Source organism: Rhizobium sp. P2_G9, from assembly GCF_056403475.1.
This window is the reverse complement of the sequence record NZ_JBFUFK010000083.1, coordinates 1-19508: the sequence shown is the minus strand read 5'-3', so window position 1 is coordinate 19508 and position 19508 is coordinate 1. Positions and strand designations below refer to the sequence as shown.

The window sequence follows — 19508 nt, the reverse complement described above, 5'->3', positions numbered from 1 at the left end:
ACAGGGGAGGGATTTTTATTGGTACCGATCTAAATCGGGGAACCATCTTGGCGGCTTGCGCTTGACGGCATCTTTTCCATCCGTCAAAGCCGTTCCAACCGGCCAATCATCCATATGATGCTTTCCGGCCCATTCCGGAGGTCGATCATGCCCGCATTCAATCCGCTCATCGCCAAGCTTTCGCCGCCGCCGGTGCCGTCGGTGCTGGCCTGGGCGCAGGCCTATGACGGGTCGCGCGGCGGATTGATCAATCTGAGCCAGGCAGTGCCCGGCTATGCGCCGCATCCCGACATGCTGGCATGGCTGGCGGAGACCGCCGGTTCGCGGGATTTCACCGGTTATGGCGATATCGAGGGCGAGGAGGTGCTGCGGCGGGCTTATGCGGTGCATGTGGCGGAGCTTTATCGGGCACCGGTGACGGCGGCGAATATCCATATCACCTCTGGCGCCAACCAGGCCTTCATGTGCCTGGCGATGGCAGTGGCGGGGGCAGGTGATACGGTGGCGGTCACCAATCCCTTCTATTTCAACCAGGAAACCACGCTGGCCATGCTGGGGATCAAGGTGACGACGGTTGCCTGCGATCCCCAAAATTCCTTCCTGCCGGATATGGAGGCCATGAAGGCGGCGCTGAAACCCGGCGTCAAGGCGCTGGTGCTGGTGACGCCGAACAATCCGACCGGCGCCGTCTATCCGTCCGATCTGCTGTCGGAGATGCCGTGATCGACCAGGTGGCGAAGGTGATGGACAATCTGCAGATCTGCGCGCCGCGATCGGCGCAGGCCGCGGTCGCCAAGGCTATTCCGGCGCTGGCCGATTGGCGGCGGGCCAACCGGCAGGAAATTGTCGGCCGGGCCGCCGCACTACGTCAGGTGATGGCCAAGCTGCCGATCTGGAAGGTCGAGGCCTTGGGCGCTTATTTCGCCTATGTGCGGCATCCCTTCACCGGCGTGCCGTCGGAAGTCGTGGCGGAAAAACTGGCGCGCGAGGCCGGTGTCGTCTGCCTGCCGGGTGTCTATTTCGGCGATGGGCAGCAGGACTATCTCCGGTTTGCTTTCGCCAATGCCGACGCGCCGACCATCCTGCAACTCGAGGATCGGCTGAAGCGCTTCGCGATCTAGGCTGATCCTAGGACTCCATGAAGGACGATGGCGGCGCGACCGCGTGGCCGACCGGCTGTGAATTTAAATGCCGGTTGAAACGTGATGTCATCCAGCGGTGGTAAAACCGATATCGCCAAGAATCCCGTCCAACGCCGCAAGCCCACGTGAGCCTGCGGTTCTATCAAATCAAGGTGTTTCATGCGACTGCTTCCTGCCGGCTTGCTCGCTTTCGCCCTTTTCGGCATGTCGAGCTCAGCCGCCTTTGCCGATCAGGCGACGACCTATGCCGGCACGATCGGCAAGGCGAATATCATCGTCGAACTTCAGGCGCCGGGCAAGGATGGCGCTTTTGTCGGCCGCTATTCCTACATGGTCAAGGGCGTCGATATTCCGCTGCATGGAACGGATGCGAAAGGCAGTTTCACGATCGAAGAGGAAAAACCGTGCACCGACAAGATTTGCTGGACGTCGGTCAACAAGCTCCCTGAAACGACGCCGATCGGCGCGGAATGGTCGCTGAAGTCGACCAGCAGCGGCGATGGATTTGAAGGCACCTGGACGGACAAGGACAGCGGCAAATCGCTGCCGATCAAGCTTGCGAAGAAAGGTGCGCGCACGCTTTCCGGCACCGACCTCGATCCGACCTCGATCGACCTCTTCTTTGACGCCGGCGAGGATCAGATGTCCGCGCTTCTGGTACCGAAGGATCTGCCGTACGATTTTCTCAAGCTTGACCATCCGCTCAAGAAGGGCAAGGTGGTCAAGGTCGGCGACAGCGCCTATCGCATGGACCTCGACAGCCGTTCCGGTCTCTCCTTTCCAACGGTCACCAGGCTTGGAAAGGCCGATCCGGCTGCACTCGATCGCGGGCTTCTGGATCAGCGGCGACGGTGGCAGGACGTGGCTTTCGACTGCCTCTCAAAAGCCTATCGCGGAAACGGCTGGGTCGGCATGGGCGTCGAAGGAACGACCGGCTTGGATGGAGCCGAGGTTGCTGTCGACTATCTGACACCGCGGCTCATGGGGTTCACTGAAAGCGGCGACCAGGATTGTGGCGGTCCGCATCCCAACCATTTCGACGATCACTACCTTGTCGATGCCAAGACCGGAAAGCTGATGACGGAGAAGGACCTGCTTGCCGATTGGGTGGCGCGGGACTCAGAGGGCAATGTCGTCGATCCCGCCAAGGCGGCAGATCCGACTCTGTTGACCTGGGGGCCGGGCGACAAACTTTTGGATTATCTGGATAAAAATCGCTACGAGAGCCCGGAAGGTGCCGATGCCAATGACAGCGCTTCGGATGATTGCCGCACGGATGAAAACATGCACGGCAATGTCGGCGTCTATTTCAAGGGCAAGGACCTGATCTTCGCCCTCGTTCACATGCGTTATGAGGACACCGACTGTGCCGCCATCCTGGCAAAGGTGCCGGTCAAGGACGCCCGGCCTTTGCTGACGAAAGCGGGTGCGGCATATTTCACCGAATTCGATAAATAGCTTGGCGGCCAGGCAGCTTCCGAGTTTAGATGCGGGCGGAAACGTTATGGGGCTCGCCAACTGTCCGCTGCTGCCGGTCAATCAAGGTGTTTCATGCGACTGCTGTCTTCCGCCCTGACCGCTTTCCTCCTCGTAATCATCTGCACATCAAGCGCTTTCGCCGACGGCGCGACGACCTATGCCGGCATGCTCGGCAAGGTGCACATCATTGTCGAACTGCAGGCGCCGGGCAAGGATGGCGCCTTTGTCGGTCGTTATTCCTTCATGAGCAAGGGTGTCGATATTCCGCTGCATGGAACGGATGCGAAAGGCATCTTGACGATCAAAGAGGAAAAGCCGTGCACGCAGAAGACCTGCAACACAGCGACGAACAATCTCGCCGACCCAGGACCGATCGGGGCGGAGTGGTCGCTGAAGCCGACCGGCGGCGGTGATGGATTTGAAGGCAGCTGGACGGAGAAAGACAGCGGCAAGACGTTTCCGGTCAAGCTCGTAAGGAAAGGCACGCGCACGCTTTTGAGGATGGACAAAGACTCTCAGCTGGTCGGTGACGTCTTCAGCATCGACGAGGATGATACGTCTTCTGTTCTCACGCCGAAAGATCTGCCTTATGACTTCCTGAAACTTGATCGTCCGCTGAAGAAGGGGAAGGTCGTCGAGGTTGGCGACAGCGCTTATCGAATGGATCTCGACAGCCGCTCCGCCCTAGCCTTTCCGACCGTCACGAAACTCGGCATCACGGACCCGGCTGCGCTCGATCGCAGGCTTTTGGATGAACGGCGGCAATGGGAAGAAACCGCATTCGACTGCCTGTCACAAGCCTATCTCGGCAATGGTTGGAATGGCGACCGCGGCGAAGGAACCACCGGCTATGATGACGGCGCCGCGGAGGTTTCCGTCGATTATCTGACATCGAGGCTCATGGTATTCACCGAGAGCGGCGGCCAGTTCTGCGGCGGCGGGCAGCCCTACTTTTTCGACCGGCATTACATTGTCGACGCCAAGACCGGCAAGCTGGTGACAGCGACGGACTTGCTTGCCGACTGGGTGGCGCGCGATCCGAACGGCAATATCGTCGATCCTGCCAAGGCAAAAAGCCCGGGTCAGTTGACCTGGGGACCCGGCGACAAGCTTCTGGATTACCTCGATAAGCACCGCTACACCGGGACCGGCGGCGACAGCGATGAGAGCGCCTCCGACGATTGCCGCAGCAATGAATACATGCACGGCAATGTCGGCGTTTACTTCAAGGGCAGCGACTTGATCTTTGCCCTCACCGATTTGGGTTCTGACGAGGCCACCTGCGCCGCCATCCTGACAAAAGTACCGATCAAGGATGCCAGACCGTTCCTGACGGAGGCGGGGGCTGCGTATTTCGCTGAACTCGACAAATAAGCCGGCTCCCGGACAGCTTCCGAATTTAGACGCGGGCGGAAACTTAATGGGCCTAGTCTTGGCAACTGTACGCTGCTGCCGATCAATCAAGGTGTTTCATGCGACTGCTTCCGTCCGCCCTGCCTGCTTTCTTCCTCTTGACCATCTGCGCTGCAAACGCCCTCGCCGACGAGGCGACGACTTATGCCGGAACGCTCGGCAAGACCTCCATCGTCGTCGAGCTGACAACGGCGCATAAGGACGGCGCGTTTTTCGGCCGTTATGCCTACATGATCAAGGGCCTCGACATTCCGCTGCATGGGATGAAAGCGGGTGACGGCCTGACGCTGAAGGAGGAAAAGCCCTGTACGGACAAGAACTGCCGGATGGCTGCGGGCAATTTGACCGAGGACGCGCCGATCGGGGCGGAATGGTCGCTCAAATCAGACAGTACAGGGGAAGGGCTGGAAGGAATCTGGACGGACAAGGAGAGCGGCAAATCACTGCCGGTCAAGCTCTCCAAGAAAGGCGTGCGATCGCTGCCGGACGAGGTCAGCAGTGCTGACATGCTGGACCCCACTTTCAGCCCCGCCATGCAGCAGGACTCCACCGCTATTACAGCGAAGGATCTGCCCTACGACGTCCTCAAGCTCGATCATCCCGCGAAGAAGGGCAAGGTTGTCGTCATCGGTGACAGCGCTTATCGGATCGACCTCGACAGTCGCGCCAACGTTGATTCCCCTGTTGTCATCAGGCTTGGCAAGGTGGGTCCTATGATGCTCAATCGCCGGCTGTTGGACCTGCGGTTGCGATGGATGTCGAACGCGTTCCGCCTCTCTGACCAAGTTTATCTGACTTACGGCTGGAACGGCTCGGAGGGCACGGGAACGAATGAGCCCGATATCGGCTCGCTCCAGGTGACCGTGGATTATCTCACGCCGCGGCTGATGGGGATTACTGAAAGCGACGGCCTGCATTGGCCTAGTGCGCATTCCGACACTATCAAGACCCATGAATTTATCGACGTCAGGACCGGCAAACTGGCGTATGCAAAGGACCTGCTTCGCGATTGGGTCGCCCGCGACGCGGACGGCAATATCGTCGATCCAGCCAAGCTCGACCCTCAATATGCGCCCACCTGGGGTCCGAGCGACAAGCTCGCGCAATATGTGCTCGACCACCGCAACAAGAGCGACACGAGGTCCGACGACGATTGTGGCCTTCCGGATGCCGTCAAGACCAATCTCGACGTCTATTTCAGGGGCGACAAGATCGTCTTCGAACTGGTCGGCCCGCCGACCGAGGCCATAGGTTGCGGCGGTGATCTGGCCGAGATACCGATCAAGAACATCGGGCCTTTCCTGACGAAGGCGGGTGCCAGGTATTTTGCGGAATTCCACAAATAGGCCGGCGGGTCGCACGGAGTTCGAATTTAGACGCGGGAGGGAACGTTACGCACCCAAGTTTGCCGCGCAAATCAACCAAGGTGTTTCATGCGACTGTTTCCTTCCGCCCTGACCGCCTTCCTCCTCCTGACGGTCGGCATGCCAAGTGCCTTCGCCGATCAACTGACGACCTATGCCGGCACCCTCGGTAAGGCGAATATCATCGTCGAGTTGCAGGCGCCCGGCAAGGATGGCGCGTTCCTCGGCCGCTATGCCTACATGGTCAAAGGCATAGACATTCCACTGCATGGGACGCGTGCGAAGGATGGCTTCGTGCTCGAAGAGGAGAAGCCATGCACCGAGGCGCTTTGTAAGACTCTGAGTGGCGATTTTCTCGACAAGGCGCCGATCGCGGCGGAGTGGTCGCTGAAGCCGGACAGTTCCGGCGATATTCTCGTGGGAACATGGACGGACAAGGACAGCGGCAAATCGCTGCCGGTCAAGCTGTCCAGCGAAGACACGCGCGAGCTGGAGGACGACGTCACCGACTTCGACATGCTGGAGCCCTTCTCGGGGCTAGACCAGACCTCCACCATCGCCACGGCGGAGGATCTGCCCTACGATTTCCTCAAGCTCGACCACAAGCTGAAAAAGGGTACGGTGCTCGTGATTGGTGACAGTGCTTATCGCATGGATCTCGACAATCGCGTCGAGCTCGATTTCCCTGATGTCGTCAAGCTTGGCAAGGTCAATCCGGCGATGCTCAATCGCAGCCTTACGGATCAGCGGCTTCGGTGGGTGTCAATCGCCTTCGGCTGCTATTCCAGCGCCTATCTGGGTTACGGCTGGACCGACTCTGATGCTGAGGGGACAAATGGTTTCGAAGACGGCTCAGCCCGGGTGGTCGTCGATTATTTGACGCCGCGGCTGATGGGGATCACCGAAAGCGGCCGCTGGTATTGTGGCGGTGCCCATGACGATGACATCACGAGCCATATTGTTCTCGATGCAAGGACCGGCAAACTGCTACATGCCTGGGATCTGCTCAACGATTGGGTCGCCAAAGATTTTGATGGCAATCTCGTCGATCCCACCAAGGTTGACGACCCCAGCACGCTGACCTGGACCCCGGACGCAAAGCTCGTGCAATATGTGCTCGGTCACCGCAACGAGAGCGGCGCGGGCAAGGACAAGGACTGCCCCACCGCCGATCTGGTGAAGACCAATCTCGGCGTCTATTTCAAGGGCGACAAGTTGATCTTCGCGCTCGTCGATCTCCCGACGGTTACCGTTCTCTGCGGCGGCGATCTTTCGTCCGTGCCGATCAAGGAGGCCAGGCCGTTCCTGACGAAGGCCGGCGCCAGGTATTTTGCGGAATTCGACAAATAGGCCGGCAATGAGACAGCTTTCGAATTTAAGTGCTGGCGGAAACGTCACGCACCAGTCCTGCCGGCTGTCTACCGCTGCCAATCAATCAAGGTGTTTCATGCGACTGCTTCCTTCCTCCCTGACCGCTTTCCTCCTCTTGACCATCTGCACCCCAAACGCCTTCGCCGATGAGGTGGTGACCTATGCCGGAACGCTCGGCAAAGCGAACATCATCGTCGAACTGCAGGTCCCCGGCAAAGGCGGCGCGTTTTTCGGCCGCTATGCCTATATGATCAAGGGCATCGACATTCCGCTGCACGGGACGAGCACCGATGGCGGCTGGACCATCGAGGAAGAGAAGCCCTGCACGGACAAGATCTGCAAGAAGGCAAATGGCGACGTGATCGACAATGCGCCGATCGGGGCGGAATGGTCGCTCAAGCCGGACAATTCAGGCGATGGCCTCGAAGGCACATGGACGGACAAGGACAGCGGCAAAACGCTGCCGGTCAAGCTGGCGAAACGCGGCGTCCGGACGCTGGCGGACGATGTCGGAAGCGTCGATATGCTGGACCCCAGTTCCAGTCCGGAGATGCAGGATAGCTATAAAATACTGACGGCGAAGGACCTGCCCTATGATTTCCTCAAGCTCGATCGGCCCTACAAGCAGGGCAAGGTCGTCACCATCGGCGACAGCGCCTACCGCATGGACCTCGACAGCCGCACCGGCTTGGACTTTCCGACAGTCACCAAGCTCGGCGATGCCGATCACACGGCACTCGACCGCGGGTTGACGAACCAACGGCTCCGGTGGGTGTCGGGTGCGTTCTGGTGCTATTCGGTGGCCTATCTCGGCTATGGCTGGTCCGGCTCGGGCGGCGAGGGCACGAGTGGCTTCGAAGATGGCGGCGCGCAGGTCACCGTCGATTATCTGACGCCGCGGCTGATGGGGATTACCGAGAGCGGCAGCCAATATTGCGGTGGTGCGCATCCCAACAATTTCGAGAGCCACCAGCTCATCGACACCAGAACCGGCAAGACGCTCGGCACCAAGGATTTCCTCAAAGGCTGGGTTGCACGCGATGTGGACGGCAATATCGTCGATGCTGCCAAGGCTGCGGACCCGGTCATGCTGACCTGGGGACCGGACGACGAGCTCGCGCAATATGTTCTCGACCACCGCAAGAGCGATACGAACACGGACGACGATTGCGGCATCCCGGATCTCGTCAAGACCAATCTCGGCGTCTATTTCAAGGACGACAAAATGATCCTGGCGCTGGTCGATCTGCCGAATGTCAGTTTTGCCTGCGGTGGCGATATGGTCGAGATTCCGCTCAAAGAGGCGCGGCCTTTCCTGACGGAGGCCGGCGCCAAATATTTTGCGGAGCTCGATAAATAGCGATCAGCAGTAGATCTGCCAGCGCTTGCGGATGGCGGCGTCGGCGAGCGGGTCGATGAGCGAAGGGGCCGCGTCCTGCAGGATGCGGTTCTTGCGCTCAATGGCTTTCTGGATCAGGTCCGGCTTGCCGAGTTCGACCCATTCCTTCGGGCTCGAACGGTTGGCGACAGCGGGATAGACATATTCCGTCTGCATCAGCGCCAGCGTCTGGTCGTGGCCGAGATAGTGGCCGGGGCCTTCCAGGCAGACCGAGCGCATGGTTTCGATCGAGACCGAATCTTCGGTCACATCGATGCCGCGCACACAGCGCTGCACCTGGCCGAGCAGGTCGTCGCCGAGCACCAGGGATTCGAGGCAGAAGCCGAGCAGAGAGGCATGCATGCCGACCGATTCATAGACCATGTTGAGGCCGGACAGGCCGGCGAGCACGTTGAGGATGCCCTGTTCCCAGCCGGCCTGCATGTCCGGCAGCTTGGAATCCGACATGCCGCCGGCAGCGCCGCCCGGCAGGTCGTAATAATGATGCATCTGGGCGCAGCCGGCGGTCAGCAGGCCCTGTTCGCCGGAGCCGCCGGACATGGCGCCGGTGCGCAGGTCGGAGACGAATGGCCATGTGCCGAAGATCGCCGGATGTCCGGGCGACATCGCATTGACATAGACCACGCCGGCAAGGCATTCGGCCACCGCCTGCACGATGGCCGTGGCCAGCGGTGCCGGTGCAGTGGCACCCGCCTGGCCAGCCGAGAGCAGCAGGATCGGCATGCCCTCGCGAATGCAGTGCTCCATGGTCATGCAGCTTTCGGTGGCGAATTTCATCGGCGGCACGACGAAGCAATTGGAATTCGACACGAAGGGCCGGGCGCGCCACTTGTCCTCGCCGCCGGCGATCATGTGCAGCATGTCGAAACCGTCGGTGACATGGGCCGGATCGGAGAAGCTGGTGCCGACATGCTTGGTGGTGCCGGCGCAGCAGCCGTAGAGCGTGTTCATGTCCATCATCAGATTGTCGGGAACGTCCCGGCAGACCATGGCGCGCTGGAAGAAATGGATGTTGTCGAGGTGATGGACGAGTTTTGACGCGGCCAGCAGGTCGTGCGAGGTGGATTCACGATATTCGCGCTTCTCGACGTCGACGATATGGACGGCGGCGCCGGCGGTGCCGAAATAGGTGCGGGTGCCGCTCAGCTCCATGTCGTATTTGGAATCACGGCCGAAGAGCGTGATGTTGCGGGCGGCCTTGGCAAGCATGTCTTCGACCAGCGCGCGGGGAAAGCGCAGGCGGCCGTCGTCGCCGAGAATGGCGCCGGCTCTGGTCATGATGTCGATACCGGATTGCGGCGCCTGCGACAGGCCGATCTGCTCCAGCGCGTCGAGTGCGGCTTCGTGGATGCGCTTGACGCCGGCATCGGTGAGCGGCTTGTACTGGCCGCCGGGCAGGCCGGGACGGATGGGGCGCAGGTTTTCGGCCAGCGGTGCGGCGCGGGCCGCGACACGGGCGGCGCGGCCGCCGGCGCGGCGCGAGGGGGCTACGGCACAATTGGCAGCGATATCGTCCATTTTATTCTCCTAAGCGGGAATTCCGGCATTGCCAGAAGCGCCACGCTCCGCCAGCGGACGCTAAATTCCCTCACTGTATAATTTGCGACGACTTTCACCCTGATCTGCGCCAAATCGCAAACAAAGGATAAGGCGGCAATGAGGCTGATTTTTTTGTGCTTTCAGGCAAGTTAGCGCATTTTACCGCGTTTGACACAAATAATTATGCCCCTTAGAACTTGAGATCGTCCATCCGGCGATGGCGACAGGCCGCAATTCTGGCGGCAGCGGTGCGGGGCGAACATGCATTATGGATTTATCGGGCTAGGCCATCTCGGCCGGTTTCTGGCTGGCTCCCTGGTGAAGGCTGGCTTCAAGGTGACGGTCAATGATCTTGATCGGGCGAATGCGGACGGCCTGATTGCCGCCGGTGCTGCCTGGGCGGCCGATCCGCAGGCGGTGGCGGAACAGGTCGATGCTGTCATCACCTGCCTGCCGTCGCCAAAGGTTTCCGAGGCGGTGCTGACCGGTCCGCACGGCGTCCTTGCCGGTCTGAAACCGGGTGCGACCTGGATCGAGATGAGCACGCTTTCCTCCGATGATGTCGGGCGGCTGGCGGGATTCGCTGCGGCGAAAGGCGTGCGGATGATGGAAAGCCCGGTCACCGGCGGTGTCCACAAGGCGGCCAGCGGCGAGATCACGGTGATTGCCGGCGGCGACAAGGATCTGTTCGAGCTGCACAGGCCGGCGCTCGAGGCGATGGGCGGTGAGATCTTCCATGCCGGGCCGCTCGGCAAGGCGGCGGTGATCAAGGTGATCACCAATATGCTCGCCTTCATCCACCTGATCGCCGCTGGCGAGGCGCTGATGCTGGCGAAGAAGGGCGGTATCGACCTGACCGACGCCTTCAACATCATCAAGGCCTCTTCCGGCAACAGTTTCGTGCACGAGACCGAGAGCCAGGTTATCCTCAACGGCAGCTACAATATCAATTTCACCATGGACCTCGCGGTCAAGGACCTGGGCTTTGCGCTGGGCTTCGGCAAGGAATTCGGCGTGCCGCTCGATCTTGCCAGTCATGCGATGCAGACCTTCATCCGGGCGCGGTCGCAATATGGCGGCAGCGCATGGTCGTCGCAGGTGGTGAAGCTGCTGGAAGATGCCGTCGGTACGGATCTCAGGGCGCCCGGTTTCCCGGCTGAGCTCTGATATGGCGCTCGCCTTCGACTATGTGATCGTCGGCGCGGGATCGGCCGGCTGCGTGCTGGCCGAAGCGCTGTCGCGCGACGGCAAGAGCACGGTGGCGATCGTCGAAGCGGGCGGGTCGGACAAGAAATTCTTCGTGCAGATGCCACTCGGCTACGGCAAGACCTTTTACGACAGGTCGATCAACTGGAACTACTTCGCCGAGCCCGATCCCGGCCTCAACGGCCAGACGGATTACTGGCCGCGCGGAAAGATCATCGGCGGCTCCGGCTCGCTCAATGCCATGGTCTGGATCCGCGGCGATCACCGCGACTATGACGGTTGGGCGGCATCGGGCAATCCGGGTTGGGCGTGGAAGGATGTCTTTCCTTATTTCAAGGCGCTGGAAGCCAACGAAGCCGGTGGCGACGAATGGCGCGGCACGGGCGGACCTGTGCATGTCACCGATGTGCGAAAACGCCTGCATCCGCTGACCGAGCGCTTTCTCAAGGCCGGCGTCGAGGCCGGCTTCCGGCTCAATCCGGATTTCAACGGCGAGAGCCAGGAAGGCGTCGGGCTCTATCAGATCAACACCAAGCACGGCTGGCGGTTTTCGGCGGCCAAGGCTTTCCTCAGGCCGGCGCTGAAGCGGCATAATCTGACCCTGTTCACGCGCGCGCAGGCGACGGCGATCCTGTTCAACGGCAAGCGTGTGCGCGGCATCGAGGTTATGCGTGGTGGTGCACGGCTGCCGATCACGGTGCAGCGTGAGGTCATTCTCGCCGGCGGGTCGCTCAACAGCCCGCAATTGCTGCAGCTTTCCGGCATCGGCCCGGCAGAGCATCTCAAATCGCTCGGCATCGACGTGCTGGTCGATAGCCCCGCGGTCGGGCATCATATGCAGGACCATCTCGGCATCAACTATGTGTTCAAGGCGAATGTGCCGACGCTCAATGAGGTGCTGAGGCCCTGGATGGGACGAATGCGGGCAGGCATGGAGTTTGTCTTCGGCGGCCGCGGGCCGCTCAGCCTCAGCCTCAACCAGGGCGGCGGCTTCGTCAAATCGCGGCCGGAGCTCGAACGGCCCGACACGCAGCTTTATATGCAGGCAATCACCACATTCACCGGCAAGAAGGGGACGCGGCCGCTTCTGGTGCCCGACCCGTTCCCCGGTTACGCGATTGGCGTGTCGAGCTGCCGGCCGGAGGCGCGCGGCTCCTGCCTGATCCGCGCCGCCGATCCGTTCGAAGCGCCGGCGATCCGTCCCAATGCCCATGGCACCGAGAGCGACGTCAGGGCTATGCTGTCAGGCGTGAAGGTGATCCGTAGACTGGTGGCGCAGCCTTCGCTTGCCGGAATCACCGTCGAGGAATTGCAGCCGGGTCCGGCCGTCTTGTCGGACGAGGCGTTGATCGACGACGTCCGCAACCGTTCCGGCACGGTCTATCATCCCTGCGGCACGGCGCGGATGGGCGCCGATATCCGGACCGGCGCTGTCGATGCGCGGCTCAGGGTGCATGGTGTCGAAGGGCTGCGCGTCGCCGATGCCTCGGTCTTTCCGAGCGTCGTTTCAGGCAATATCAATGCGCCCGTGATGATGGCGGCGGCCAAGGCTGCCGATATGATCCTCGGCGATCGAGGATAACTTCCCAAATGGAAAACATCTGGCTAGAATCTCAACCGACACGGACACAGCAAGCCCGCCCGATGAACGATCATAATCCCTTTGCCGGCTACCAGCTGCCGCCGCTGCCCTGGCTGCGCGCCTTCGAGGCCGCTGCACGGCATGAAAGTTTTACTCTCGCCGCCGCGGAACTGAGCCTGACACAGGCCGCGGTCAGCCATCAGGTGCGCTCGCTTGAGCGGCATCTCGGCGTCACCCTGTTCGAGCGCCTGCCGCGTAGCCTCAGGCTGACGGAAAAGGGCGCCGCTTATCTGCCGCCGCTGCGCAACAGTTTTGACGAACTCGCCGCAGCCACGGCCGGGTTGTTCGGTCCGGTTGGTAAGCGAACGCTGACGATTCGTGCGCCGATCTCCTTCATGGTCCTGTGGCTGGCGCCGCGGCTGCCGCGGTTTTCCAAGCAATGGCCGGATATTTCGCTGAGAATCTCGACCGTGGTCTGGGCGCCGGCGGCGAGCGACGACCTTGCCGATGTCGATATCCGCTTCGGCGACGGCAATTGGCCGGGTTTTCAGTCGACCATCCTGATGCGGCAGCCGGCGGTGCCGGTATGCGCGCCCGGCCTGGCGGAAGGCGAAGACGATGTTTCACGGCTGAAATCGATGCTTGCCAAGGCGCCGCTCATCCACGTTACCGGCTATGAGAATCTCTGGCAGCGACTGGTCAAGCCGCTGGGCCTGACGCTGCCGCCTTCGGCCGGGATGAATATCGATACGACCGTCTCGGCGCTGGAAATGGCGGTGGCCGGCGTTGGGCCGGCGATCATCCAGCTCAATCTCGCCGAACCCTATTTGCGTGAGGGTCGGCTGGTGCGCCCGGTCGACATGGCGCTGCCGATCGACCAGTCGCACTATATCGTGCTGCCGGAGGGACAGAAGCGGCTGAAGGCAGAGGCGATCCTGTTCCGCGACTGGCTGTTCAAAGAAACTGCGTTATGACAAGAAAAACTTGCGTTTTTAAATATCGGATGATTTTGTCGGTAAAGTTAATTGGCGTTTATATTTGATTGTTGAAATATATCGGGCAATATCATTTTGGCACACCTCGTGGAGAACAGAATGATCATCTTGGCTGCCCAATATATTCAGACGTTGCGCTTCACCCACGACATCCCCGACCAGGCGGCTTGGGAAGATCGCCTTGTCGAGGTCGGTCTCGACCGCGAGGCGTTTCACATCGCCAATGGCGAAGGTGAAATAGTGCTGGAATTCTGGGAACCCGATCGGGTCGAAGCGCTACGCGTCCTGGCACGCCTCGACAGGCTGCAGTGATCCCGCTGCGGCGACGTCAGATTCGGCTGGTAAAGGCGAAAGCCGACGAGCGCGCGACCTGAAAAATCAAGGCGGCAACAAAAATTTTCCACATGCCATGGACCCTGGCATCTCCTTGACCGGACAGGAAAAATCCTGGCCGGTCAATTTTTTGTACGACAGATAAGGCGTCCGCGTTTCTTTCAAGCGATTGCAATCTATTGCGAATTATGATTATTTTGAATGAACATTCAGCAAATATCGGAGCCTCAGATGAACGAGCTGGTGCGTGACCTTTCCGTCCCGAACGATTGGGACCGCCGCGGCCTGCCCGGCTGGACCTATCATAGCGATGCCCTGTTCGAGCTCGAAAAGCAGCATATTTTCCGCGAGCACTGGCAGCTTGCCTGCCATGTCTCCGACGTTGCCGCGCCCGGCAACTATCTGACGCTCGATATTGTCGGTGAGCGGGCGCTGATCCTGCGCGGCCAGGACGGCCAGCTGCGCGCCTTCAACAATGTCTGCCGGCATCGCGGCTCGCGGCTGGTGGCCGATGAGCACGGCAGCTGCCGCAATGCGCTGGTCTGTCCGTTCCACGGCTGGGTCTACAATCTCGACGGCACCTTGCGCGGGCCGTCGCGGCCGAACTCCTTTCCGCCGATGGACAAGGTGGCTTTCGGCCTGATCCCGCTCGAGCTCGAAATCTGGATGGGCTTCGTCTTCATCCGCTTCGAAAAGGGGCCGCAGCCCTCGGTGGCCGAGGTGCTGAAACCCTTCTCCGAGGAGCTCGGCCATTACCTGCCCGAGACGGTGGTACCGACCACCGGCATCTGGACGCAGACGTCGGAAGTCAACTGGAAATCGGTGCGTGATGTCGACAATGAGGGCTACCACGTCGCCATGGCGCATCCGGCGCTGCAGGACCTCTACGGCTCCACTTATTATGACGAGCCCTTCGTCAATGGCATCTGCCGCTCGTTTGCGACCTACAATCCGCATGCCGGCCGGCGCTGGAGCGTGCGCAACTATGTCAAGATCAGCGAGGAGGCCGGGCATCTGCCGGAGCGGCTGAAGAAGGCGTGGATCTATTACGGCATGTTCCCCAACCAAGTGATTGCCGTGACGCCCGAGACGGTTCAGTTCTACCAGGAATTCCCGCTGTCGAAGGGCCGCTCGCTGCTGCGTGGCGGCGTCTATCGCTATGGCGAGGAGAGCCGCCGCGGCCGCGCCGCCCGCTATCTCGCTGTTCGCATCGACCGCGACACGCAGGCCGAGGACGTCCAGCTGACCATGTGGTCGAACGAGGCGATGGCGTCGAAGCAGTTTTCCAGCTTCTATCTCTCGGACCTCGAATATGGTGTCCGCACCCATCATGATCACCTGCGGGCGGTGCTGCCGGTGATGACGCTGGAGAAGGCGCCGCACGAGAGCGAGATTGGCGGGCTGAACGCGGAAATGCGCAAGGCGGCGATGATGGTTGGGTGATTGTTCCCCTCCGGCAGCCTATGCCATTGCTCCAGCCACCAAATTGCCAAAATTGACGGGAAGCCTCCAGCCGCCTTCAGCGCGCGACTGAAGGGCCGGAAAGGAACCGTCATGCGACTTCTGTTGATCCTCTTGGCAATTGTCGAACTCGTCTTCGCCTCGCAGGCATTTGCCGCCGACGAGCCGATCGTCTTCAGGAAGAATGACGAGGCCTGTTATCGCATTCCCAGCCTGGCGCTGACCAATAGCGGTTATCTGGCCGTGGTGGAGCATAGACGCGGCATTCGCGGCCGCCGGGTCTGCGGTGACGACGGCACGGTCGATCTGGTCGGCAAGACCAGCTCCAATGGCGAGACTTGGTCGTCGGAGCACACGATCGTCAGTTCCGATGTGATCGGCGAAAAACTCGCTACCCCGAATTCGCGCATCTACGATCCCGCCTTCAGCAAGATTCCGGCCGAGGATCGCATCGTGCGCGTCGGCAATCAGGGTCTGGTGTCCGTCGGCAACGATGTCTATCTGATGTTCGTCACCCAGTACAATATCCAGGCCCAATGCGGCGACCGGGCGGTCTGCGTCAATTCGCCGGAAAATCTGCAGGATGGCGACGTCAAGGCGCGTTATTTCCTGATCAAGAGTGCGGATGGCGGCAGGACATGGTCCGAGCCGCAGCGCGTGCATTCGGCAATCTATGCCGCCTGCGCTGCCGATCTGATCAAGGATGAAGGCTTGCGGCGGGCGGTTGCCCCGTTCCTCGCCGATGACGCGAAGGCCGACCCGAACGCCTATGAAAAATTCACCGATATCGCGGACGCGCTGGGCTACCGGAAGGATGTCGATGCCAATGCGGCTGCAAAGCTGCTCGGGGTTTCGGCCAGCACCATCGAAGCCGATGGGCGTGGGCTGCAGCAGCTGTTCAAGCCCAATATCCGCGTCGGGCCGGGCAATGGCGTCGCCTTTCCGTTCAATGGCGGAACACGCCTGTTTTTCGCCGGCGCCCCGGTGCCGTTCTATACCGATGACGGCGGCCGTACCTTCCATTGCAGCAATGCCGAGGCAATCCAGCATGGTGGCGAACGCCAGGCGGCCTGGGTGGGCGGCGACACGCTGGTGATGAGCCTGCGGCTGGTCGGCGGCAAGAAGGGCGATGCGTCGAATGTGCGGATGTTCTCGATCAGCCACGATGGCGGCGCCACATGGTCGGCGGACAAGCCGATCACGGCGAACGGCCACGAACTGATCCCCGATGCCATCGCCCAGGCGTCGATTGCCGGCATTCAGGGTTCCAACCCGCCATCGATGCTGCATATCAACCTGCCGAATACCGATGAAGGTGTCGGACGCGAGGGACACAAGAAGAAGCGCGGCGCCAAGCGGCTCGATTACCGCAGGAACCTTTCGGCCGTGCGCATCTATGTCGAACCTTCGGGCTTGATGCCGGCGACGACCAATGGCTGCGCGCCTTCCGACAATGGATCGAATGTTGCCTATGAGTCGATCTATCCCGGCAGCGCCGGCTATTCCTCTGCCGTCTATTCGCCGTCGAAAAACACCGTGGGCCTGCTGTTCGAGGCCAGCGACGACGATGGGCCGCAACTGGCCTGGCGCTCGTGGAATGAATCGGTGCGTTTCACCGCCATCCCGATCTCGGGGATGAAGGGTAAGATGCCGAGCGCCCAGAGCTGCAACGCGAAATAAGCGGCGATTGCGCTACTTCGGACCGGACGCTGCTCGTCCGGTCCCGTTTCCATGTCGCTCTGCCTGACGGATCGCAGAGATCCAGTGAGGAATGCATTCGCGTCACCGAAAATCCGGGAATCGCGACCATTTACCCCTTATATGCCAAGTTCAACTTTGATATTGACTGCTCCCGGTCGAGAGTCAGTTCCCAATCAAGAGGCTACAATGAGCGCCGATACGCCAGAAGAAACCGTAAGAAGAAAAAAGCGTAAGGGGGAGTCCACCGGCGCTGGGGGTGCTGCCGCGGGAGGCACTGAGAAGCTCCGCAAGCGCAGGAGGAGGCAGGATGCCGGCGCTGCTGCCGATGTCGCCGGCGAGTCTGCGCCCGCGGCACGCAACAAGCGTCGCGGCGGCACGAACAAGGAACGCGGCAACAAGGAACACGGTGGCAGCCCCAATATGCTGGCCTCGTTGAATTACCTTCTCGATGGGCTTGCCGGCGAGCATCATGACCAGATCGCGGGCAAGGAAAAGTTCCTGCCCAACGCGATCATCATCGGCGCCGCCAAGAGCGGCACGACGACGCTGATCGATGCGCTCGGCAAACATCCCGACATTTTCCGCAGCAGCCCCAAGGAACCGAAATTCCTGTCGATGGAATATGACAAGGGATGGGCCTGGTATCTGCGGCTGTTCCGCGAAGGCGTCGACAAGAAGATCCGCATGGAAGCGTCGACCCGTTATTCGTCGGGCCAGGGTTCGCATCGTTTTGCGCCGCTTCTGATGAAGACCTACCTGCCGGAGGTCAAGCTCATCCATATGTCGCGCCAGCCGATGGACCGCGTCGTCTCGCATTGGCGGCATGTGAAGGGCCGTGACGAGAACGGCCGTCACGGCGATTTCAACAGCATGCTCGAAGAAAAGTCGCTGACCGGCCTGGTGGTCGGATCATCGATGTACTGGGCGCGGCTTTCCGAATACCGCCGATATTTCCCCGATGCGCAGATCCTCTGCCTGACGATGGAGGATATGATCAGCAATGCACCGGGGACGCTGAAAAAAGTGCTGGAATTCCTCGGCCTGCCGGCGACGCAGGAGGCGATGGACACGGTGCTGGTCGACGGCAAGTTCGAACAGCAGAACGAGGCCGGCGCCAAGGGCCGCGTCTATTTCGACAAGCCGGAATGGTCGCCGGAAATCTACGCCCGGGTCAAGGCGATGATCGAGCCTGATATGAAGCAGTACCTTGCCTATATCGGCAAGCCGGAAGATTACTGGAAGATCTGAGTCTTCCCTAGCAGCGCCGTCACTCGGGCGGCGCTGCGATGACTGGCGGCATCGCGCGATCGGGTGGGTTCCGTGGCAGAAATGGTTGGTGCCGTACTCATCAACGCAGGTGGCGTGTTGCTTGGGCTCAGGGCCGGGCATAAATCCTTCGCTGGGTGCTGGGATATAATTGGCGGGCACGTTGAGCCAGGCGAGACCTTGTGGTCGGCCCTTCTTCGCGAACTGATGGAGGAGCTTGGAATTGAGGGCCTTGAGGGCCATCATCTTCGAACTTTTAAACTTCTCGATGCCAGTTGCCTCCATGTGTTCGCTCTTCGGTCGTGGCACGGAGAACCTGCTGTGCGGAATGATGAACACACATCGATCCAGTGGTTTACGTTGGAAGAAGCCGAACGACTTCCCAATCTTGCAGCCTCTCAATACCGGAGCGTGTTTGCGTTACTGCGTGATGGATGACATTGGCCATGGAAGGCCCCGTTCCCCGACCCTCTGAAAGAGCCCCCAAGCAGTTTCCTACATCTTCTGCAAATATGTTCGGGGGTGTGGGGGCGATAGCCCCCTTGCTCGCGCGTCGCCAGGCTATCGAAGGGACGCTTCGACAAGCTGGATGACGCTGATTGCGGCGACCATGCCGATCGTGGCGAGTGCGATCAGAAGCAGCAGCGAGAATTTCGACGGATGGCGGGTGCTTTGCCGCTCCTCGCTCAGATGCTGGCGCAAGGCGGCGAAACGGCCGATCTCGCGGCGCGCGAATATCATCCGCGTCGACAGCGGCCGGCGGTGATCCGGATTCGGTGACATGGCTCAACTCAGCATATTGTTGTCGATGCTGATCTATTTAAACTGATCGGCAAAAGGTCTCGATCGAGAAGGTTTTGGCGGGGCGTAAGGAAAGGGTAAGGCCGGCCATGAGATTGTGGCTACCCCCCTCTGCCCTGCCGGGCATCTCCCCCTCAAGATTCCATGAGGGTGGATAGCGCCACGGCTTGTATCAAAGTCGTGTTTGCAATCCCAACTTTGGAGGGCCTCATGGATATGATCGCAGAGAACCCCGATCGCGCGGGCGCTATCCGCACTGATCTTGGCGCAATTTTCGTCTCGTTGGAACTGTCGCGCGCCAAATGGCTGGTGACATCGCTTTTGCCGGGTGGCGGCGAGAAGCTGTCGCAGCACACAGTCAAGAGCGGCGATCTGGCAGGACTTTTGGATCGTTTGGCGACGCTGGTGGGCAAGGCGCGGGCGCGCAGCGGTGGGCAAGGCGCGGGCGCGCAGCGG

Annotated in this window: 15 protein-coding genes and 2 pseudogenes; 15 read left to right on the top strand and 2 right to left on the bottom strand. The window is 60.7% G+C overall.

Features of this window, described 5'->3' with window-relative positions:
- The first annotated feature begins 147 nt into the window (after window positions 1-147).
- The 6 genes and pseudogenes from AC1DYF_RS38475 to AC1DYF_RS38450 all read left to right on the top strand — a co-directional run bounded on the left by AC1DYF_RS38475 (window position 148) and on the right by AC1DYF_RS38450 (window position 8129).
- Window positions 148-1121, top strand: a pseudogene (locus AC1DYF_RS38475) (aminotransferase class I/II-fold pyridoxal phosphate-dependent enzyme).
- Window positions 1122-1301: 180 nt separating this feature from the next.
- Window positions 1302-2600 carry a hypothetical protein gene (locus AC1DYF_RS38470; protein WP_477883955.1) on the top strand — a complete coding sequence of 433 codons (1299 nt, stop codon included), beginning with the start codon at window positions 1302-1304 and terminating at the stop codon, window positions 2598-2600.
- A gap of 93 nt (window positions 2601-2693) precedes the next feature.
- Entirely contained in the window at window positions 2694-3995 is a 1302-nt protein-coding gene (locus AC1DYF_RS38465; protein ID WP_477883953.1) for a hypothetical protein, read from the top strand.
- Window positions 3996-4093: 98 nt separating this feature from the next.
- Window positions 4094-5380 carry a hypothetical protein gene (locus AC1DYF_RS38460; protein WP_477883951.1) on the top strand — a complete coding sequence of 429 codons (1287 nt, stop codon included), beginning with the start codon at window positions 4094-4096 and terminating at the stop codon, window positions 5378-5380.
- Window positions 5381-5467: 87 nt separating this feature from the next.
- On the top strand, window positions 5468-6748 hold the full coding sequence (locus tag AC1DYF_RS38455; RefSeq protein ID WP_477883949.1) for a hypothetical protein: 1281 nt from the start codon (window positions 5468-5470) through the stop codon (window positions 6746-6748).
- A 97-nt stretch (window positions 6749-6845) separates the two neighbouring features.
- The gene (locus AC1DYF_RS38450) at window positions 6846-8129 is read left to right on the top strand and encodes a hypothetical protein (protein ID WP_477883947.1); all 1284 of its coding nucleotides are present in this window, start codon (window positions 6846-6848) and stop codon (window positions 8127-8129) included.
- A 3-nt stretch (window positions 8130-8132) separates the two neighbouring features.
- Here AC1DYF_RS38450 and AC1DYF_RS38445 read toward each other — a convergent pair whose 3' ends face one another.
- Window positions 8133-9677 (bottom strand): trimethylamine methyltransferase family protein, encoded by a 1545-nt coding sequence (locus AC1DYF_RS38445; protein WP_477883970.1) that lies wholly within the window; start codon window positions 9675-9677, stop codon window positions 8133-8135.
- A 291-nt stretch (window positions 9678-9968) separates the two neighbouring features.
- Between AC1DYF_RS38445 and AC1DYF_RS38440 the strand changes: the two genes are divergently transcribed.
- From AC1DYF_RS38440 to AC1DYF_RS38405, 8 genes are all read left to right on the top strand, one after another.
- Complete coding sequence (locus AC1DYF_RS38440; protein ID WP_477883945.1) at window positions 9969-10874, top strand: NAD(P)-dependent oxidoreductase; 906 nt, start codon at window positions 9969-9971, stop codon at window positions 10872-10874.
- Window position 10875: 1 nt separating this feature from the next.
- Window positions 10876-12495, top strand: coding sequence for a GMC family oxidoreductase (locus tag AC1DYF_RS38435; RefSeq protein WP_477883943.1), 1620 nt, complete (start codon window positions 10876-10878; stop codon window positions 12493-12495).
- 62 nt (window positions 12496-12557) lie between these two features.
- The gene (locus AC1DYF_RS38430) at window positions 12558-13469 is read left to right on the top strand and encodes a LysR substrate-binding domain-containing protein (protein WP_477883941.1); all 912 of its coding nucleotides are present in this window, start codon (window positions 12558-12560) and stop codon (window positions 13467-13469) included.
- A 120-nt stretch (window positions 13470-13589) separates the two neighbouring features.
- Window positions 13590-13802, top strand: a complete 213-nt coding sequence (locus tag AC1DYF_RS38425; RefSeq protein ID WP_477883939.1) for a hypothetical protein — start codon at window positions 13590-13592, stop codon at window positions 13800-13802.
- Window positions 13803-14054: 252 nt separating this feature from the next.
- The gene (locus AC1DYF_RS38420; RefSeq protein ID WP_477883938.1) at window positions 14055-15266 is read left to right on the top strand and encodes an aromatic ring-hydroxylating oxygenase subunit alpha; all 1212 of its coding nucleotides are present in this window, start codon (window positions 14055-14057) and stop codon (window positions 15264-15266) included.
- Window positions 15267-15377: 111 nt separating this feature from the next.
- Window positions 15378-16964 (top strand): sialidase family protein, encoded by a 1587-nt coding sequence (locus AC1DYF_RS38415; protein ID WP_477883936.1) that lies wholly within the window; start codon window positions 15378-15380, stop codon window positions 16962-16964.
- 207 nt (window positions 16965-17171) lie between these two features.
- On the top strand, window positions 17172-18233 hold the full coding sequence (locus tag AC1DYF_RS38410) for a sulfotransferase domain-containing protein (protein WP_477883934.1): 1062 nt from the start codon (window positions 17172-17174) through the stop codon (window positions 18231-18233).
- 81 nt (window positions 18234-18314) lie between these two features.
- Complete coding sequence (locus tag AC1DYF_RS38405; RefSeq protein WP_477883968.1) at window positions 18315-18689, top strand: NUDIX domain-containing protein; 375 nt, start codon at window positions 18315-18317, stop codon at window positions 18687-18689.
- A 123-nt stretch (window positions 18690-18812) separates the two neighbouring features.
- Here AC1DYF_RS38405 and AC1DYF_RS38400 read toward each other — a convergent pair whose 3' ends face one another.
- Window positions 18813-19034, bottom strand: a complete 222-nt coding sequence (locus AC1DYF_RS38400; RefSeq protein WP_477883932.1) for a hypothetical protein — start codon at window positions 19032-19034, stop codon at window positions 18813-18815.
- Window positions 19035-19268: 234 nt separating this feature from the next.
- Here AC1DYF_RS38400 and AC1DYF_RS38395 point away from each other — a divergent pair.
- Window positions 19269-19508: pseudogene (locus AC1DYF_RS38395) on the top strand (IS110 family transposase); the annotation flags it as partial.

Bases quoted from the DNA above. Each gene is read 5' to 3' on its own strand.
- AC1DYF_RS38430 (WP_477883941.1), top strand. From the start codon at position 12,558: ATGAACGATCATAATCCCTTTGCCGGCTACCAGCTGCCGCCGCTGCCC.
- AC1DYF_RS38470 (WP_477883955.1), top strand. From the start codon at position 1,302: ATGCGACTGCTTCCTGCCGGCTTGCTCGCTTTCGCCCTTTTCGGCATG.
- AC1DYF_RS38420 (WP_477883938.1), top strand. From the start codon at position 14,055: ATGAACGAGCTGGTGCGTGACCTTTCCGTCCCGAACGATTGGGACCGC.
- AC1DYF_RS38410 (WP_477883934.1), top strand. From the start codon at position 17,172: ATGAGCGCCGATACGCCAGAAGAAACCGTAAGAAGAAAAAAGCGTAAG.
- AC1DYF_RS38400 (WP_477883932.1), bottom strand. From the start codon at position 19,034: ATGTCACCGAATCCGGATCACCGCCGGCCGCTGTCGACGCGGATGATA.
- AC1DYF_RS38425 (WP_477883939.1), top strand. From the start codon at position 13,590: ATGATCATCTTGGCTGCCCAATATATTCAGACGTTGCGCTTCACCCAC.
- AC1DYF_RS38435 (WP_477883943.1), top strand. From the start codon at position 10,876: ATGGCGCTCGCCTTCGACTATGTGATCGTCGGCGCGGGATCGGCCGGC.
- AC1DYF_RS38455 (WP_477883949.1), top strand. From the start codon at position 5,468: ATGCGACTGTTTCCTTCCGCCCTGACCGCCTTCCTCCTCCTGACGGTC.
- AC1DYF_RS38405 (WP_477883968.1), top strand. From the start codon at position 18,315: ATGGTTGGTGCCGTACTCATCAACGCAGGTGGCGTGTTGCTTGGGCTC.
- AC1DYF_RS38465 (WP_477883953.1), top strand. From the start codon at position 2,694: ATGCGACTGCTGTCTTCCGCCCTGACCGCTTTCCTCCTCGTAATCATC.
- AC1DYF_RS38440 (WP_477883945.1), top strand. From the start codon at position 9,969: ATGCATTATGGATTTATCGGGCTAGGCCATCTCGGCCGGTTTCTGGCT.
- AC1DYF_RS38460 (WP_477883951.1), top strand. From the start codon at position 4,094: ATGCGACTGCTTCCGTCCGCCCTGCCTGCTTTCTTCCTCTTGACCATC.
- AC1DYF_RS38450 (WP_477883947.1), top strand. From the start codon at position 6,846: ATGCGACTGCTTCCTTCCTCCCTGACCGCTTTCCTCCTCTTGACCATC.
- AC1DYF_RS38415 (WP_477883936.1), top strand. From the start codon at position 15,378: ATGCGACTTCTGTTGATCCTCTTGGCAATTGTCGAACTCGTCTTCGCC.